Genomic DNA, 14,491 nt, shown 5'->3' with positions numbered 1-14,491 from the left:
CCATGTAGGCTCTGTGACAGCATCCATGCTGTCAAAGCCTTTGCCGACACCCCGGCGCCTCCATACGTTAATGCCGAAACTTGATGTGCGATAGGTATACTCCCTTCATAATGTTAGCCATTTTTTGAGTATAAAGCGAGTAAAGGGAGTAAGCGTGCAAGACAGGCTGAAACGTTAAAGTTCAGCTTTTCGCAAAATTTGTAGTCTTCAGGCTATACTGAATGGTACGAAAAATTCCTAAGCTTTAGGTGTGTCATGGAAATAGAGTTAGTCAAAGTACAGCCCAGCGATATCGAATTAAATACGCCGCTGCCTTTTTCCATTTTTACCTTCGAACAATCGTTGTTATTGAAGAAAAATACGATTGTTACCACTGAAAAGCAACTTAACGTGTTGCTTGAAAAAGGGGTTTATAGGAATCTTACGGAACAAGAAATCGAGCTAAGAGAAGCTTTAAAGCAAGAGCCGGATCAAAAAAAACTACAAACCAATCCGTTTACTGCTATTGCTTATTGCAACCAGAAGTTGTATCCATTGTTTCAAGATTTGGCAGATCAAAAAGCCGAGAATGTACAATCGCGAATAGCGAAAATTGCCGAGCTTTTACGGATAATAATCGTATTCGATCCTAATGCCGCATTAGGCGCGATTCATTTACTGGGCTGCGCTGATAATTATGCCGTCATTCATTCGATATATACTGCAGTATTGTCCGGCTTACTCGGTCGGCGCAGGCAGTTAACCGATGAGGATAACGAACTGATCATTAGCGCGGCGCTGACGATGAATTTAGGCATGCTGAAATTACAGGATCAGCTTTATCAACAAGATTCTCCGTTGACAAGTGAGCAGCGTCAGCAAATCATAGAACACCCTAAACAAAGCGTCATGTTGTTAAAAAAAGCCGGTATAGAATCAAGAGATTGGCTGGCGATGGTTTTACAGCATCATGAAAAAAACGACGGTAGCGGTTATCCCAATAAGCTCAGCGGAGATGCTATCAGCGAGGGGGCCAAAGTCATCTCTCTGGCCGATATCTATACATCGTTGATCACCGGCCGCAAATATCGAGCTCCGGTTTTGGCGCATGATGCGATCAAATCGCTATTTTCGAAACGCGGCAATGAAATCGATGAGCAATTGGCAAATCAATTCATCCGCGAAACCGGTATTTATCCCCCCGGTACATTCGTCGATTTGCAAAACGGCGAAATTGCTTTGATTACTAAGCGCGCCACAGTTAAGGGCAGTAAAACATCGGGGCCTTACGCGCACGCTCTTATAAGCCCTCGTGGTGCCTTTTATCGAGAGCCTCAAAAACGCGATTGCGGCATTGCGCTGTATAAAATTAGCAAGCCTTGTTCGGCGCCAAAGGGATTTAACGTTGATCAAGCCAATAAGTTTTGGGGCTATTAAGCTGAACTTAAATACAATTATTTTCGATGAAGCAATGAGCAGGCAAGATCTTCCACTCGAACTATATTCCGCCGATCAAGTAAGAGAACTGGACCGAACGGCTATCGATGAATTTTACATTCCCGGTTATGAATTGATGTGCAGGGCAGGTCAATCGGTATTTGAGCGGGTCAAGGCGTTCTGTCCGGAAGCGACAAGTTGCACGATTTTTTGTGGCGGCGGTAACAATGCCGGAGATGGCTATGTGATAGCGCGTTTAGCAATTGCTGCCGGAATGGAGGTAACGGTTTATTCTGTTGTCGAGGTTTCTAGGCTTAAGGGCGATGCGCTCACGGCATATCGAGATTGCATCGATAGCGGCTGTAAAGTTGCGGGCTATGATACGAAAGCTTTACTTAGCGAAGAAGTGATCATCGATGCGCTATTAGGTACCGGCTTGGATCGTGAAGTCGAAGGTTTACATGCCGATGCGATAGCGGCCATCAATGCCAGTCGGGCTTTCGTCATTGCGGTCGATATTCCAAGCGGATTGAATGCCGATACAGGAAAAATCATGGGTTGTGCGGTCAAAGCGGATTTGACCGTGTCTTTTATCGGGTTGAAAAAAGGCTTGTTTACCGGAGATGCGCCGGATTATTGCGGAAAAGTTTATTATGCATCGCTCGATATTCCTAACGCGGTTTTTGACAGGGTCGATTGTGCCGCGCAACGCATTCGTTTTCTGCAACCACCGCGAAGAAGTCGCTGTGCGCACAAAGGTCATTTTGGCCGTGTCTTAGTGATTGGCGGTGATGTCGGTTATTCGGGAGCGATTCGCATGGCAGGTGAAGCCGCGTTACGAGTTGGTGCGGGGCTCGTTACCGTGTTGACGCATCCTGAGCACGCTATATTGATCAATAGCTCGCGGCCGGAATTGATGTGTCGAGGTGACCTCGATCCGGAGAGCATAGAGACGATCATCGATTGTGCAGATGTTCTTGTATTAGGACCCGGGTTGGGACGAAGCGATTGGTCGAAAGGTTTATTCGATGCCACGATCCGATTCGCTAAGCCAACGGTGATCGATGCTGACGGCTTGAACTGGCTGGCGGATTCGGGCCAATACGGTGACCATTTCATATTGACGCCGCATCCGGGCGAGGCTTCGCGTTTGTTGAAATGCTCGGTATCCGAAGTCGAACATGATCGTTTCGCCGCAGTAAATTCGATCAGGCGGCAATATGGCGGTATTTGTGTGCTGAAAGGGGCGGGTACATTGATTGCTAGTCACCATCATGTCGCAGTTGCCGATGTCGGTAATCCGGGCATGGCAACCGGAGGCATGGGGGATGTTCTGACCGGAGTGATTGCCGGACTATTGGCTCAGGGATTCAGCAACTGGGAAAGCGCCGAGTATGGTGTTTATATTCATGGTTCGGCTGCCGATGCGGCTGCTGTCGATGGCGGTGAGCGGGGTCTTTTAGCGACCGATTTGATGCCTTATTTGAGGCGTTTGGTAAATTAATGCAAATAAAACTGAGAAATGCCGAGACTACCGAAGCATTCGGCGCCGAGCTGTCGAGGCAGTTGCCGCATAAATGCTTGATCTTTTTAAAAGGCCAATTAGGTGCCGGAAAAACTACGTTGGTTCGGGGCTTGTTGAGGGCTTTGGGTCATCAGGGTGCGGTTAAAAGTCCGACGTATACGCTCGTTGAGGAGTATATGCCGAGTGGTCGAGCAGTTATTCATTTTGATTTGTATCGCCTCTCCGACCCGGAAGAACTGGAGTGGATCGGGATTAATGATTATTTGGATCAAGATGCGGTTTGTTTAATCGAGTGGCCGGAAATGGGCGAAGGTTTTCTGCCGGAGCCTGATTTAGTCTTGACATTGAGCGTTGTCGGGCAAGAGCGAAACCTAAAAGTGGAGACCAGCAATTTAAGCTTAAAAAACTTTTTATCTAGCGTGATAAAACAAAGACATACTGCTATACTTTAAACGAATTTATAACTTGAAGGCTTTTGAAATAGAGAAAAAACTAAGCGATTCATTGAAGTGCTTGTATTTTCAATTGCTTAGGGAAGGACAAAAAAACTGACGGTTGCGAAAGATATAAAATGCCCGTTCCTTAACGTCTAATTTCGGTGCTCAAGTCTTAAAGTTATAGAAAAGGTAATTATTCAGCATAGGTCATGTATGAGAAGGTGTCAGGCATTGATTTATAAGGCTGTCTGCAACAGGACGTTGCAGTCAGAGTTTACAGGGATGTATTCACCCAGCAACTAAATACCATAATCCATTTGCTATGATAAACAATTTTGGATTATTTAGGTGCTGGGTTCACGCGTCCTTAGAAATCAATGCCTGACGCCAACCTACCGCATGCTCTGAATAGTTACTAGAAAAGTTAAAAAGATAATGTCTGCTAATTTTAATTGAACTGGATACTTATTGAAATTAAGTCCGGAAATTTAGCGGCAAACTTTCAATGACGGGGATTTACCGTCGGTAAAATAGCAAGCTTGGGTTGGGTCATGCGTAGTTTTATCAATATGTTATTTATTGCGGTGTTGCATTTCTGGGCAGGATCGGCGTTTGCGCAACAAACGGCGGTTAATTCCTTGAAGCATCAAATTTCTTCCGATCACTCCCGGTTGATTTTCGATCTGTCGGCGAAATTTTCACATAAAGTATTTCAACTGGATAATCCCCCGCGTTTAGTTATCGACATCCGTGATGCTCGTTTAAACGGAAAACTTGAGCAACCGTCTTCCAATCATCCGTTGTTTAAAAAAATTCGAAGCGCGGTTCGTAACGATAAAGATTTGCGAGTTGTCGTCGATTTGAAAAAGAACGGAATAGCTAAGAATTTGACGATTCCGGTTAATCAATCCGGTGGCTATCAATTGATGATTGATTTTTTTGCCAAACAGGATGTTCTTGCTGCCAAGCCTCCCGTTTCACTTTCGGTTGCATCGCATCCATTGGTTTCAAAGCGAAACGCTTCGCCTAATCCTGCTAAAAGGCCTTCCGCGAGTTCCGAAGCGTTAGCTGTATCACATAATAAATCGGTGAAAAAAGCGCCGCAACGCAGCAAAGACGTTGTAATAGCGATCGATGCCGGTCATGGCGGTCAAGACCCTGGAGCAAAAGGCCCGCACGGCACTCATGAAAAAGACGTGACTTTTGCGATCGCAAAAAAATTAGCGGCATTGATCGACAGAAAGCCGGGAATGAGAGCCGTGATGGTTCGTCAAGGCGACTACTACATCGACCTGAAAAAGCGCATGAAAATTGCTCGAGAGTCAAAGGCCGATTTATTTGTATCGATCCATGCCGATGCCTACGATAATCCAAGTGTTAAAGGTGCGTCGGTATTTACCTTATCTAACAAAGGTGCGACGACCGAAATGGCGCGATGGTTGGCCAATCATGAAAATTCCGCCGATCTGGTTGGAGGCGTCAGCTTAGTCGATAAAGACGACGTATTGGCGTCCGTGCTACTCGATCTATCGATGACCGCCACTCAAGAAGCCAGTCAAAATGCAGCGTCAAAGATACTCGGAAGCTTAAAGCAAGTTGGTCATTTACATTCTCGGTCGGTGCAAAAAGCAGGCTTTTTGGTGCTTAAATCGCCCGATGTACCGGCAATTTTGGTCGAAACCGCGTTTATTTCGAACCCGGACGAAGAAAGTAAACTGCGCAGTGTTGCTCATCAGAGCAAAATGGCCCGAGCTATTTTCAATGGTATCGACAGTTACTTTCAGCAGGCGGCTCCAGCCGGAACTTATATCGCCGAACAAGGTCGACAACACGTCATCAGCCGTGGCGAAACTTTGTCAGGTATAGCGCAGCAATATGGAATTAGCATGCAGAAAATTAAAACGACTAATGCAATGAATGATAATCAGGTTAGGATCGGTCAAGTTTTGAGTATTCCTGTTGATGGGTGATTTTTAAAGGTGAAAGAGGAAAGGTGAAAGGTGAAAGGTGAATCGGGGTTTGGTTTGCCAATCTTTATATCTATAAAAAGCATTTTTCTCACGAAACACGCAGTTTTTTGCTTGTTGTAATTCAAACTGACATGGCTTTGACTGATCGGCTAAAATAGTCGATTTGGTTTCAGGCTGTTCCATGCGTATTCATTCTCTTCCGACTCAACTCGTCAATCAGATCGCCGCAGGCGAAGTCGTCGAAAGGCCTTCTTCGGTCGTTAAGGAGTTGGTCGAAAATTGCTTCGATGCCGGGGCTTCGTCTGTTGCCATCGAAATCGAGCAGGGAGGCATGCGCCGGATCAAAATCCGAGATGATGGCTGTGGTATCGACAAGGATGACCTGCCGTTGGCTTTATCTCGCCATGCCACCAGCAAAATCGCAACGCTCGATGATTTGGAGCATGTTTCGACAATGGGTTTTCGCGGCGAAGCCTTGCCCAGCATCAGCTCGGTCGCCCGGCTGACATTGATTTCCAGAATCGAGAGTGCCGATTGCGCTTGGCGAGTCGATGCGGACGGTTCCGAGCAGAATTTTGATCCGCAGCCGGACCCGCATCCTCAAGGCACGACAGTCGATGTGCGCGATTTGTTTTACAACACCCCAGCGCGCCGAAAATTTCTCAAAACCGAAAAAACCGAATTCGGTCATATCGAAACGCTGATTAAACGCATGGCGTTGAGCCGTTTCGATATCGGATTTGCCTTGACGCATAATCAACGCGAAGTGTTGAATCTGAAACCGGTCACGACCGAGGTACAGCGCGAACAGCGTATTGCCGGTATTTGCGGTTCGGAGTTTATCAACAATTCGGTCAAAATCGATTTCGAGGCTTCGGGTTTGCAATTGACCGGGTGGGTCGGTTTACCGACTTTCTCGCGAAGCCAGCAGGACATGCAGTTTTTTTATGTCAACGGTCGTTTGATCAAGGACAAGCTGGTCTCGCATGCGGTGAAACAGGCTTATCAGGATGTGCTTTATCACGGTCGCCATCCGGTATTCGTGCTGTATTTGAATCTCGATCCGGCCTTGGTCGATGTCAACGCGCATCCTGCTAAACTCGAGGTTCGTTTCAGGGAAGGCCGTCTGGTCCATGATTTTCTGTATCGGGCGCTGCATCGGTCGTTGGCCGATTTAAGGCCGGGGAGTCAAGAGCAACGGTCCAATCCGATCGAAGAATTCGTTCCGATGCCGCCGCAATCTCCGGAGCAGCCGCTCGTCAAGCCACAAGTCCAATTTCAAGCCAAGCCGAAGCAAAATACGCTGCCGCTGCATGTCGAGGAGGATATTCGCGCTTACGCCTCACTGTATCCGGCGGTCGAGCCGGAACCTGAAAGTAAAAGCCCCGAGCCATCAACAGCCGGCGAAGAGCCGTATCATCCATTGGGGTATGCTGTCGCGCATCTGCATAATATCTATATTCTTGCCGAAACGCCGAAAGGGATCATTCTGGTCGATACGCATGCCGCGCATGAACGCGTGACTTATGAGCGCTTGAAGCAACAATTCAACAATGGTAGCGTGCCTAGCCAGCCGTTGCTGTTGCCGATTAAGATCGCGGTCAGCGCCGGCGAGGCCGACTTGGCCGAACAGCACCAGGAATTTTTCAATGCGCTCGGATTCGAATTGAGCCGCTCGGGTCCTGAAACGATCGTGTTGCGCTCGGTTCCGGTATTGTTGGCCGGCGGCGATAGCGAATCGTTGATTCGGGACGTGTTGGCCGATATCATCGAGCACGGCTTGAGTACGCGGATTCAAGAAAAAGCCAATGAAGTTCTCGCGACGGTCGCTTGTCACGGCTCGGTTCGTGCGCGCCGCCGTTTGTCGATCGATGAAATGAATGCCTTGTTGCGCGACATGGAACGGACCGAACGCATCGGGCAATGTAATCATGGACGCCCGACTTGGGTCGAACTATCGACTCAGGAACTGGATAAATTTTTCCTGCGTGGACGGTAAGGAATATGCACAAATTTACTTCTACAAGTTTTTGGCAGTGTGGTGGTTCGGCAGCAATTCCCAATTTGGAGATCAAAAAGGGTGTGGGGTATGCTTGGCGAGGATGTCGGCAGCAGGGAGCTGTCGCCAAGCCCCCATGGATGGGTTTACGGCGTTCCTCGACAGGCATACCCCACACCCTAAAATCGGCGAAACTGCTCAAACTGGGAATTGCTGGTGGTTCGGCGACTCGCTTGACAGGACGCCGTGAATACATCCATGTAGGCTCGACGGCAGCTATCAGATTGCCATGGATGGCATGAATGCAGATTTTGCATTACGCCATGGATGGCGTGTATTAGGGCAATGCAGGAGCAATTGCCGAGGAGCAAAAATCTGCCCTGCCGCCGATGCCTGTCAATCGAGCCACCGAACCCCCTTTCAGCATTTGTCGAAGTTATTTTATGTTAGTTCCTAAGTGTATCGCGCCCCAATCAACCAAGCCCACGGCGGTGTTTTTGATGGGACCGACCGCTTCCGGTAAGACTGCTTTATCGGTGCAATTGGCCGAAGCGCTTGATGCTGAGATTGTTAGTGTCGATTCGGCGCTCGTCTATCGCGGCATGGATATCGGCACAGCCAAACCCACGTCGGCTGAAAGAGGCGGCATTGTGCATCATTTAATCGATATTCTCGATCCGAGCGAGGCATTTTCGACCGGGCAATTCAGAGCACGAGCGCTGGAATTGATCGCGGATATCAGCGTTCGCGGCAAACTGCCCTTGCTGACCGGCGGCACGATGCTGTATTTCAATGCGCTCAATCACGGCTTGGCGCAACTGCCGTCCGCCGACGCGGCGCTTAGGGCCGAGCTGGATAATGAGCTCGAACACATCGGCAAGGAAGCGATGCATCGGCGATTGGCGCAAATCGATCCGGACTCCGCCGTGCGTATTCATCCGAACGATCCGCAGCGGGTGCAACGTGCGCTCGAGGTGTATCGATTGACCGGCAAAACCTTGACTGAATTGTTCAGCGAGGCTGAGACACAGCCGCTTTCTTTTCGCGCGGTCAAATTGGTCATCGCGCCGTCGGACCGAAAACTACTGCACGAAATTATCGCAAGACGGTTTCATCAGATGTTGGACAAAGGACTGGTCGAAGAAGTGGAAAGGCTTTATCGACGCGGAGATTTATCGGAAAAAATGCCGTCGATACGCGCGGTAGGCTACCGGCAAGTGTGGTCGTATTTACAAGGCGAATACGATCATGCGGATATGACCGAGAAAGCCATTGTCGCTACGAGGCAATTGGCGAAGCGGCAGTTCACTTGGTTGCGTCGTGAAACCGAGGCACAAGCTTTGATTAGCGGCGATCCTAAAGCGTTGGACCGAGCGTTGCGGTATATTGCCGAGTCGGGTTGAGTCGTTTTCCGGAGGAGCCGTGTGTAGACTATCGATAGCTTGTAGGGTGCACATTGAGTTGCAATGCTTAATTTGGAAAGGGAACGCGGTTTTTTTTTACGCTCGCTATTTTGGGTGCCGATATTGTTGGTAGCCGCTTGCACCGCACAGGTCAAGGACGAGGCGTTTCGGATCATGCATCAAAGCGGTATCGCTCCGGCTTTCAAGATTCCTTCGGTTCGGGAGCGCATGATTTATTTGGCGCAACAGGAATGGACACTATTCGGATGCCCGATAGCCGACTATAACGGCGGCGAACCCGAATTGATCTTTCCGGAAGACAAGGTAACGACGCATGAAACCCAAGCACCTTATTTCTCCCGAGTCATTCTTTATTGGTACAACGCGACGCATTTGCCGTTACTGAATCACGAAGGTGAAGTTCGGCCCTGGTCGGCCGCCTTCATCGTTTGGTTGGCGCGTAGCGCCGGTGTGCCGGAACAGGATTTGCCTTCGACCGTACTGCATTGGGATTATATCGAACATGCGCTATATGCCGGAAAAAATGCCCGGTTTATCGCCCGCGATGCGCACTTTTTCAGCCCTAATCCCGGCGATTTATTATGCGCGCCGCGCAGCGAAATTTTTACGCAACAAGTCCAGGCATTCAGACAATTACGCCGAGGGCCTTATCATTGCGATTTGGTCGTTGCCAAAAAAAACGATGCGCTCGACGTGATCGGCGGCAATGTGCTCGATGCCGTATCGATGACGCGCGTTTCCTTGGATAGTAACGGAATTGTGCAACCGACTGCTCATCGCCCTTGGTTGATTGTTTTGGAACAGAGGGAAGGGAATAAAGATGAAAGATGAAAGATGAAAGGGGAAAGGGGAAAGGGGAAAGGGGAAAGGAGAAAGGAGAAAGGAGAAAGGAGAAAGGAGAAAGGAGAAAGGAGAAAGGAGAAAGGAGAAAGGAGAAAGGAGAAAGGAGAAAGGAGAAAGGAGAAAGATTCCGCTGTTTCCCAAGCTCCTTGCTTGGGAAAGCCATAATCGAAGCTCTAGCTTCGCGATATAGAGGCATAAAGTGGTGCTATATGTGTATCATCGCATGTACCGCGACATTCTTCGTTGCCACGCTCCAGCGTCCAGTAACGTTGCGAACGGTTTTATACCCCCCGTTCGGCGCTTGAAAGGTGAAAGATGGGCTTGGTTTATGATTTTTATTGGAATTTGACGATTTATTATGCATATACAATGGTATCCGGGGCACATGCACAAGGCTGGGAAGGAAATCAGGGAGATTGCGCCTCAGGTCGATTTGTTCATTGAAATTCTCGACGCGCGCATTCCATTCAGCAGTGAAAATCCGCTGTTGGCGCAACTTCGTGGTTCTAAGCCTTGTATCAAGGTATTGAATAAAAGCGATTTGGCCGACCCTGAAGCAACGCGGCAATGGCAAGACTATTTGGAGCGCGAACAAGGCGTGAAAACGCTCGCGCTGAGTATCGAACAGCCGGAAAAAATCAGGCAGTTAACAGAATTATGCCGAAAATTGCTGGCCGTCGATGAGTCGGATAATCGCTTGATTCATGCGTTGATCATGGGGATTCCGAATGTCGGGAAATCTACATTGATCAATGCATTGGCTGGACGAGTCATCGCTAAGACCGGCAATGAACCGGCTGTTACTAAAGCCCAACAGCGCATTTCGATCGGAAACAATATTGCTCTACTCGATACGCCTGGTATGCTCTGGCCGAATTTGGAAAATAAAAACACCGGCTACCGGCTCGCGGTAACCGGCGCAATCAAGGATACAGCGATCAAGCATGACGATATTGCGTATTTTGCCGCCGAATTTCTGCTTAAACTTTATCCTGATTGTCTAGTTGATCGATTCAAAATAGACCCTCTTCCTAACAACGAACACGAATTGATGCTTGCCATCGGAAAAAGTCGAGGCTGTTTGCGCTCAGGCGGTCGGATCGATATCGACAAGACCGCGAAGATCTTGTTGTCCGAACTTCGTTCGGGAATATTGGGAAGACTCACGCTGGAAACACCAGCGATGATGGAGCAAGAATTGACCGAGTTGGCCGTGATCAGGCAGCAGAAGGCCGCGAAAAAGCTGACACGAAAGCAAAAACGTAAAGGTGCTCTTTAAGCTTAAATTCTGCAGTCAGTCCACGAAAATCACGAAATACATGAAAGCAATCATCGGGTTACATAAATCTCTTATATCAGCATTTAGGTGAGCAACTTGGAAAGCATAACTAGTTGAATATTTAAGTGATTTTTTTGTGATTCGTGGGCAAAATGCTTTTGACTAAGTTTAAAAAAGCCTTGGCTATCTTAAGGCCTAAATTTCGCCATTGATCAACAAACGTTCATGAAGCCTGGGACTTTCATGTTCATTGCGGGCATTTTCCGGTACCAAATCGGAATCTGTCCAGCTGACTAATAACACCGTCCATTCAACGAATCGGGAAAAACCATAGCTTGGCTCAATAACACTTTCCAGCTTACCTACATTAGCATCATAAACAGACAAGCCTATTTTCGCGATACCTTCCAGTTTATTGTTACCCAGCAAAACAATTTCAGGTATTTCAAGAGTCCCCGTTAGTGGAATGGGGACGTTCAGGTGCGGAAGTCCTAACCAGCGGCTTTTGTGTTGATTGATCGATAAAGCGCCCAAACGAATTTCGACGATGGAGTCAGCCTCTTTTCTATCACTTACAACAGGGTATCCAAGAGTCAATAATTGGTTCTTGATCGCACCGATGGCATATTTGGCATCGATGCTGACGGTATCGAAATATTGAGTGTCTAGGAAAATTTTATGTTGTTTAGGTAAATCGATCGTCATTTTTTGCGCGGCGTGATCGGCCGCGGTAGAGAGTAACAGTTGTTCGGTTGCGGTTCGCGCCGGCAACGATTCCTTTACCGTCGAACATCCTGTTAAAGTTAAGGCAAAAATACTAATGACAGTACAATAATAGCGTAGGCAATAATTAAAAGGGTTAGTCATAATTGAACAATAGTTGATCGCCAGGTGACGATTCGTTATTAAATCCTAAATAAATCGTAATTATTCAGTATGGGTATATATGCAGCTTATTTTTGTACATAACTCATGCTGAATAATTACACTAAAAATTGAAAGTAAAAATGCAGTTAATCAAGTCGCGTCATACGATTGAAGACATCATCAAAAAATCGCGTTTTATCGGAGTCATTATACCGGCTGCCGATGAGCAAGAGGCTTTGCAAAATCTCAGGCAGTTGGCGGTCGAATATCCGGATGCCAGTCATATCGCCTTCGCTTATCGAATTCGAACGGAGCAAGCATTCATTTGCCGTTTTCATGATGCCGGCGAGCCGTCCGGTACGGCCGGAAAACCGATTTTTCAGCATTTGGAGGGTAAGGATCTTATCAATGTGTTAGTCGCGGTGATTCGTTATTTCGGTGGCGTGAAACTCGGCGCCGGCGGGTTGACGCGGGCTTACGGCAACGCCGCGAAGCATGTCATCGAGTCGGCGGAAATCATAGATTATGTGGAGCTGACAAGAGTCAGATTAACGCTCGCCTATCCTCAAATGCAGCAGATCGAGTATCAACTCAAAAAGTTGGACGGGCGAATTATACAGCAGGATTTTTCCGAGCAGATCGATTTGCTGGTTGAATTGCCCGCAGCCAATCAAGAGGCTTTGTTCAAGTTTTTAGCTTGACTAGGTCTGCTTCTTTCTATAGTTCCCGCTTTTGCGTGGCATAGGTTGACCTTAAGGATTCGCGCGAGAATGGGCAATAGTAGCTATGGATTCGGTCATAAATAACTTCCCTATTCTTAACGCCGCCAACACGCGCAGCTTAGAAGTGAAGGCGAAGCCGCAACGAAAAAGCTGTCGCTGTGCTTGGCCTTGTTAGGGCACTTGACGTATACTTGTACGGAAACTCCGTACATCAAGGTGCCATCATGGATACAATCAGTGTAAACAAATTTAGAGACAACCTGAAGAGCGTTGTAGAACAAGTGGTTAGCAGGCATGAACCACTCAAGGTAACTCGACGAGCCGGAGAGGCATTCGTTGTAATGAGCGCCGACGACTGGGAGCGAGAGCAAGAAACGCTTCATGTTCTCCAAAGCCAGAGCCTCATGCAACAGATTGCCTACTCCCTTGAAACCCACAACCGTGGTAAAGGCTATATACCGACTGAAGAGCAAATGAATGAGATCACAGGTATTTGAAGGCAACACCTGGGAAGCGTATGAAACTATGCGCGAGAAGGACAAACAATTGCACAAGGCTTTGTGTAAATTACTCAAGGAAATGCTGCGTTCAAACGACCCTGCTTCAGGTTTAGGGAAGCCTGAGCCACTTAAGCACAACCTCTCTGGCCTTTGGTCCAAGCGGATATCACGAAGAGATCGTTTGATATATCGGTTTGACGAAAGGTCCATTTATATCTTCGCTATTGGTGGTCACTACGATCAGCTCTAACGTAGAGCTAACCGGACTGCGCGGCTTTTTGCGCAGGTCCGGTTGAGCGCCGGGTTATGCCAATGTGTGTGACCACACCTTATGCACGTGTATCAACTCCAAACGCTTGTCCTTGCTGCCGGATCATAATCTCTATCGCAGCCTGTAACCGCTTGGCTAAATCCGGATCGTTGTTTGAGCGGGCGCCTTCAATACCCAAACGAGCCTTCTCAACGAAATTAATGCGTGTAGCGTCTGTGGCCATATCGACTGGTTGACCGGTCGCCGCCGATATTTTCATCGTCATCCCTAGGAAAGGTGAGCTTTCATCAAGCGACATTTTCCCTCCACGGATTTGATCATTCATCCAATCGAACATTTCCTTGCGCGTCATGCTGGTGAAATCTGCTTGCTTAACGGTAGATGTTTCGGCAGTGGCTGCTGTTAGCATTGACGAAAACGATGCGGAGTTGGTGCTTGTCGCAGTGGAGGTCTGTGCACGCTGCGTGGTGTAAAAGTGATTTGATTCAGTGTTGACTTTCATAAAACCTCCTTTTGTTGACGATGGTGTAATAGGCATAACGATCAAGATCACCCGACGAAAACCGCATCGCGGTTTTTGGTCGGGTGGAGCTCCGTGTTATACACATTTGGCCACCAGCATTTCAGTAGCACCTTTTTGGAATTCATATTTTACAGATACCAAAGAGACGTTAACGCCTCCTTCCTCTAGCGCCTCCATGACTGGCGCGAGATGCGGAGACATTTTGTTGTTGCTAATGGATAACAGCGGGTAAACGCGCACTTCTTTGGCAACGAGGCACAACTCTTTCATGGATGCGACGTGTTGTTCCTGATTTACATGGTCGCTATACAAGAACAAATAATGTGAACACAAAGCTAAATCGAACTCGGCATTCTCAAATGGTAGTGTTGGCAATGAGGCGTTCAGATACCTCCCAGTTTCTTGTGCATTTTCATAGTCACTCAGGAAGGTCTTCATTGCCTCCATTCTAACTTCTCCAAGCTCTTTAACGTCGCGAATGTTCGCCCAGACATAGTCCTCTTTGTTTCTTGACACTTGATCCATTATCCGAGGATAAACCTCTTCAATCCTTGATTGGATTTGAACAGCGCTAAATTGATATATTGGGTCAATTGATATTACATTGCCACCGTTGGTAGATAATTCTGCATTAAAACAAGCTGGCCCATCTCCACAGCCAAGTATCTTCTTTCTAAGATCATCACTTGAGAGCGAGAACATTTCTTTGTACTCG

At 47.7% G+C, this 14,491-nt stretch carries 15 protein-coding genes; 12 read left to right on the top strand and 3 right to left on the bottom strand.

All coding sequences use genetic code 11. The annotated features are described in order from the left end of the window. Nucleotides 1-255 precede the first annotated feature (255 nt). From WJM45_RS11215 to ylqF, 9 genes are all read left to right on the top strand, one after another. Entirely contained in the window at nt 256-1,416 is a 1,161-nt protein-coding gene (locus tag WJM45_RS11215) for an HD domain-containing phosphohydrolase (protein WP_341325192.1), read from the top strand. A gap of 34 nt (nt 1,417-1,450) precedes the next feature. Next, entirely contained in the window at nt 1,451-2,920 is a 1,470-nt protein-coding gene (locus tag WJM45_RS11210) for an NAD(P)H-hydrate dehydratase (RefSeq protein ID WP_341325191.1), read from the top strand. Beyond that, on the top strand, nt 2,920-3,393 hold the full coding sequence (gene tsaE, locus WJM45_RS11205) for a tRNA (adenosine(37)-N6)-threonylcarbamoyltransferase complex ATPase subunit type 1 TsaE (protein ID WP_341325190.1): 474 nt from the start codon (nt 2,920-2,922) through the stop codon (nt 3,391-3,393). Before WJM45_RS11210 ends, tsaE begins: the two co-directional genes overlap by 1 nt. 536 nt (nt 3,394-3,929) lie before the next feature. Then, on the top strand, nt 3,930-5,348 hold the full coding sequence (locus tag WJM45_RS11200) for an N-acetylmuramoyl-L-alanine amidase (RefSeq protein WP_341325189.1): 1,419 nt from the start codon (nt 3,930-3,932) through the stop codon (nt 5,346-5,348). A gap of 181 nt (nt 5,349-5,529) precedes the next feature. After that, nucleotides 5,530-7,347 (top strand): DNA mismatch repair endonuclease MutL, encoded by a 1,818-nt coding sequence (gene mutL, locus WJM45_RS11195; protein WP_341325188.1) that lies wholly within the window; start codon nt 5,530-5,532, stop codon nt 7,345-7,347. A 443-nt stretch (nt 7,348-7,790) separates the two neighbouring features. Next, the gene (gene miaA, locus WJM45_RS11190; RefSeq protein WP_341325187.1) at nt 7,791-8,750 is read left to right on the top strand and encodes a tRNA (adenosine(37)-N6)-dimethylallyltransferase MiaA; all 960 of its coding nucleotides are present in this window, start codon (nt 7,791-7,793) and stop codon (nt 8,748-8,750) included. A 63-nt stretch (nt 8,751-8,813) separates the two neighbouring features. Continuing rightward, on the top strand, nt 8,814-9,602 hold the full coding sequence (locus WJM45_RS11185; RefSeq protein WP_341325186.1) for a DUF2272 domain-containing protein: 789 nt from the start codon (nt 8,814-8,816) through the stop codon (nt 9,600-9,602). After that, the gene (locus WJM45_RS11180; RefSeq protein ID WP_341325185.1) at nt 9,599-9,919 is read left to right on the top strand and encodes a hypothetical protein; all 321 of its coding nucleotides are present in this window, start codon (nt 9,599-9,601) and stop codon (nt 9,917-9,919) included. Before WJM45_RS11185 ends, WJM45_RS11180 begins: the two co-directional genes overlap by 4 nt. Nucleotides 9,920-9,972: 53 nt before the next feature. Then, nucleotides 9,973-10,893, top strand: coding sequence for a ribosome biogenesis GTPase YlqF (ylqF, locus tag WJM45_RS11175; RefSeq protein ID WP_341325184.1), 921 nt, complete (start codon nt 9,973-9,975; stop codon nt 10,891-10,893). Nucleotides 10,894-11,088: 195 nt separating this feature from the next. On the opposite strand, the gene WJM45_RS11170 is transcribed toward ylqF, so the two are convergent. Continuing rightward, nucleotides 11,089-11,760, bottom strand: coding sequence for a DUF6655 family protein (locus tag WJM45_RS11170; RefSeq protein WP_341325183.1), 672 nt, complete (start codon nt 11,758-11,760; stop codon nt 11,089-11,091). 140 nt (nt 11,761-11,900) lie between these two features. Here WJM45_RS11170 and WJM45_RS11165 point away from each other — a divergent pair, with 140 nt between their 5' ends. The 3 genes from WJM45_RS11165 (at nt 11,901) to WJM45_RS11155 (ending at nt 13,232) form a co-directional block, all read left to right on the top strand. Next, nucleotides 11,901-12,461, top strand: a complete 561-nt coding sequence (locus WJM45_RS11165; protein ID WP_341325182.1) for a YigZ family protein — start codon at nt 11,901-11,903, stop codon at nt 12,459-12,461. 245 nt (nt 12,462-12,706) lie between these two features. Then, a complete protein-coding gene (locus tag WJM45_RS11160; RefSeq protein WP_026130013.1) occupies nt 12,707-12,979 on the top strand; it encodes a type II toxin-antitoxin system Phd/YefM family antitoxin in 273 nt (90 codons plus the stop codon). Then, on the top strand, nt 12,960-13,232 hold the full coding sequence (locus WJM45_RS11155) for a Txe/YoeB family addiction module toxin (protein ID WP_341325181.1): 273 nt from the start codon (nt 12,960-12,962) through the stop codon (nt 13,230-13,232). Before WJM45_RS11160 ends, WJM45_RS11155 begins: the two co-directional genes overlap by 20 nt. A 79-nt stretch (nt 13,233-13,311) precedes the next feature. Here WJM45_RS11155 and WJM45_RS11150 read toward each other — a convergent pair whose 3' ends face one another. Both WJM45_RS11150 and WJM45_RS11145 read right to left on the bottom strand, forming a co-directional pair. After that, entirely contained in the window at nt 13,312-13,755 is a 444-nt protein-coding gene (locus WJM45_RS11150) for a hypothetical protein (RefSeq protein WP_341325180.1), read from the bottom strand. A gap of 96 nt (nt 13,756-13,851) precedes the next feature. After that, entirely contained in the window at nt 13,852-14,478 is a 627-nt protein-coding gene (locus WJM45_RS11145) for a class I SAM-dependent methyltransferase (RefSeq protein ID WP_341325179.1), read from the bottom strand. Nucleotides 14,479-14,491: the final 13 nt, after the last annotated feature.

It is taken from the genome of Methylotuvimicrobium sp. KM2, assembly GCF_038051925.1.
Lineage (GTDB): Bacteria > Pseudomonadota > Gammaproteobacteria > Methylococcales > Methylomonadaceae > Methylotuvimicrobium.
This window is presented reverse-complemented; position numbering and strand designations above follow the sequence as displayed.

Coding starts and splice junctions, on each gene's coding strand:
- WJM45_RS11215 (WP_341325192.1), top strand. CDS start 256: ATGGAAATAGAGTTAGTCAAAGTACAGCCCAGCGATATCGAATTAAAT.
- WJM45_RS11210 (WP_341325191.1), top strand. CDS start 1,451: ATGAGCAGGCAAGATCTTCCACTCGAACTATATTCCGCCGATCAAGTA.
- tsaE (WP_341325190.1), top strand. CDS start 2,920: ATGCAAATAAAACTGAGAAATGCCGAGACTACCGAAGCATTCGGCGCC.
- WJM45_RS11200 (WP_341325189.1), top strand. CDS start 3,930: ATGCGTAGTTTTATCAATATGTTATTTATTGCGGTGTTGCATTTCTGG.
- mutL (WP_341325188.1), top strand. CDS start 5,530: ATGCGTATTCATTCTCTTCCGACTCAACTCGTCAATCAGATCGCCGCA.
- miaA (WP_341325187.1), top strand. CDS start 7,791: ATGTTAGTTCCTAAGTGTATCGCGCCCCAATCAACCAAGCCCACGGCG.
- WJM45_RS11185 (WP_341325186.1), top strand. CDS start 8,814: ATGCTTAATTTGGAAAGGGAACGCGGTTTTTTTTTACGCTCGCTATTT.
- WJM45_RS11180 (WP_341325185.1), top strand. CDS start 9,599: ATGAAAGATGAAAGGGGAAAGGGGAAAGGGGAAAGGGGAAAGGAGAAA.
- ylqF (WP_341325184.1), top strand. CDS start 9,973: ATGCATATACAATGGTATCCGGGGCACATGCACAAGGCTGGGAAGGAA.
- WJM45_RS11170 (WP_341325183.1), bottom strand. CDS start 11,760: ATGACTAACCCTTTTAATTATTGCCTACGCTATTATTGTACTGTCATT.
- WJM45_RS11165 (WP_341325182.1), top strand. CDS start 11,901: ATGCAGTTAATCAAGTCGCGTCATACGATTGAAGACATCATCAAAAAA.
- WJM45_RS11160 (WP_026130013.1), top strand. CDS start 12,707: ATGGATACAATCAGTGTAAACAAATTTAGAGACAACCTGAAGAGCGTT.
- WJM45_RS11155 (WP_341325181.1), top strand. CDS start 12,960: ATGAGATCACAGGTATTTGAAGGCAACACCTGGGAAGCGTATGAAACT.
- WJM45_RS11150 (WP_341325180.1), bottom strand. CDS start 13,755: ATGAAAGTCAACACTGAATCAAATCACTTTTACACCACGCAGCGTGCA.
- WJM45_RS11145 (WP_341325179.1), bottom strand. CDS start 14,478: ATGTTCTCGCTCTCAAGTGATGATCTTAGAAAGAAGATACTTGGCTGT.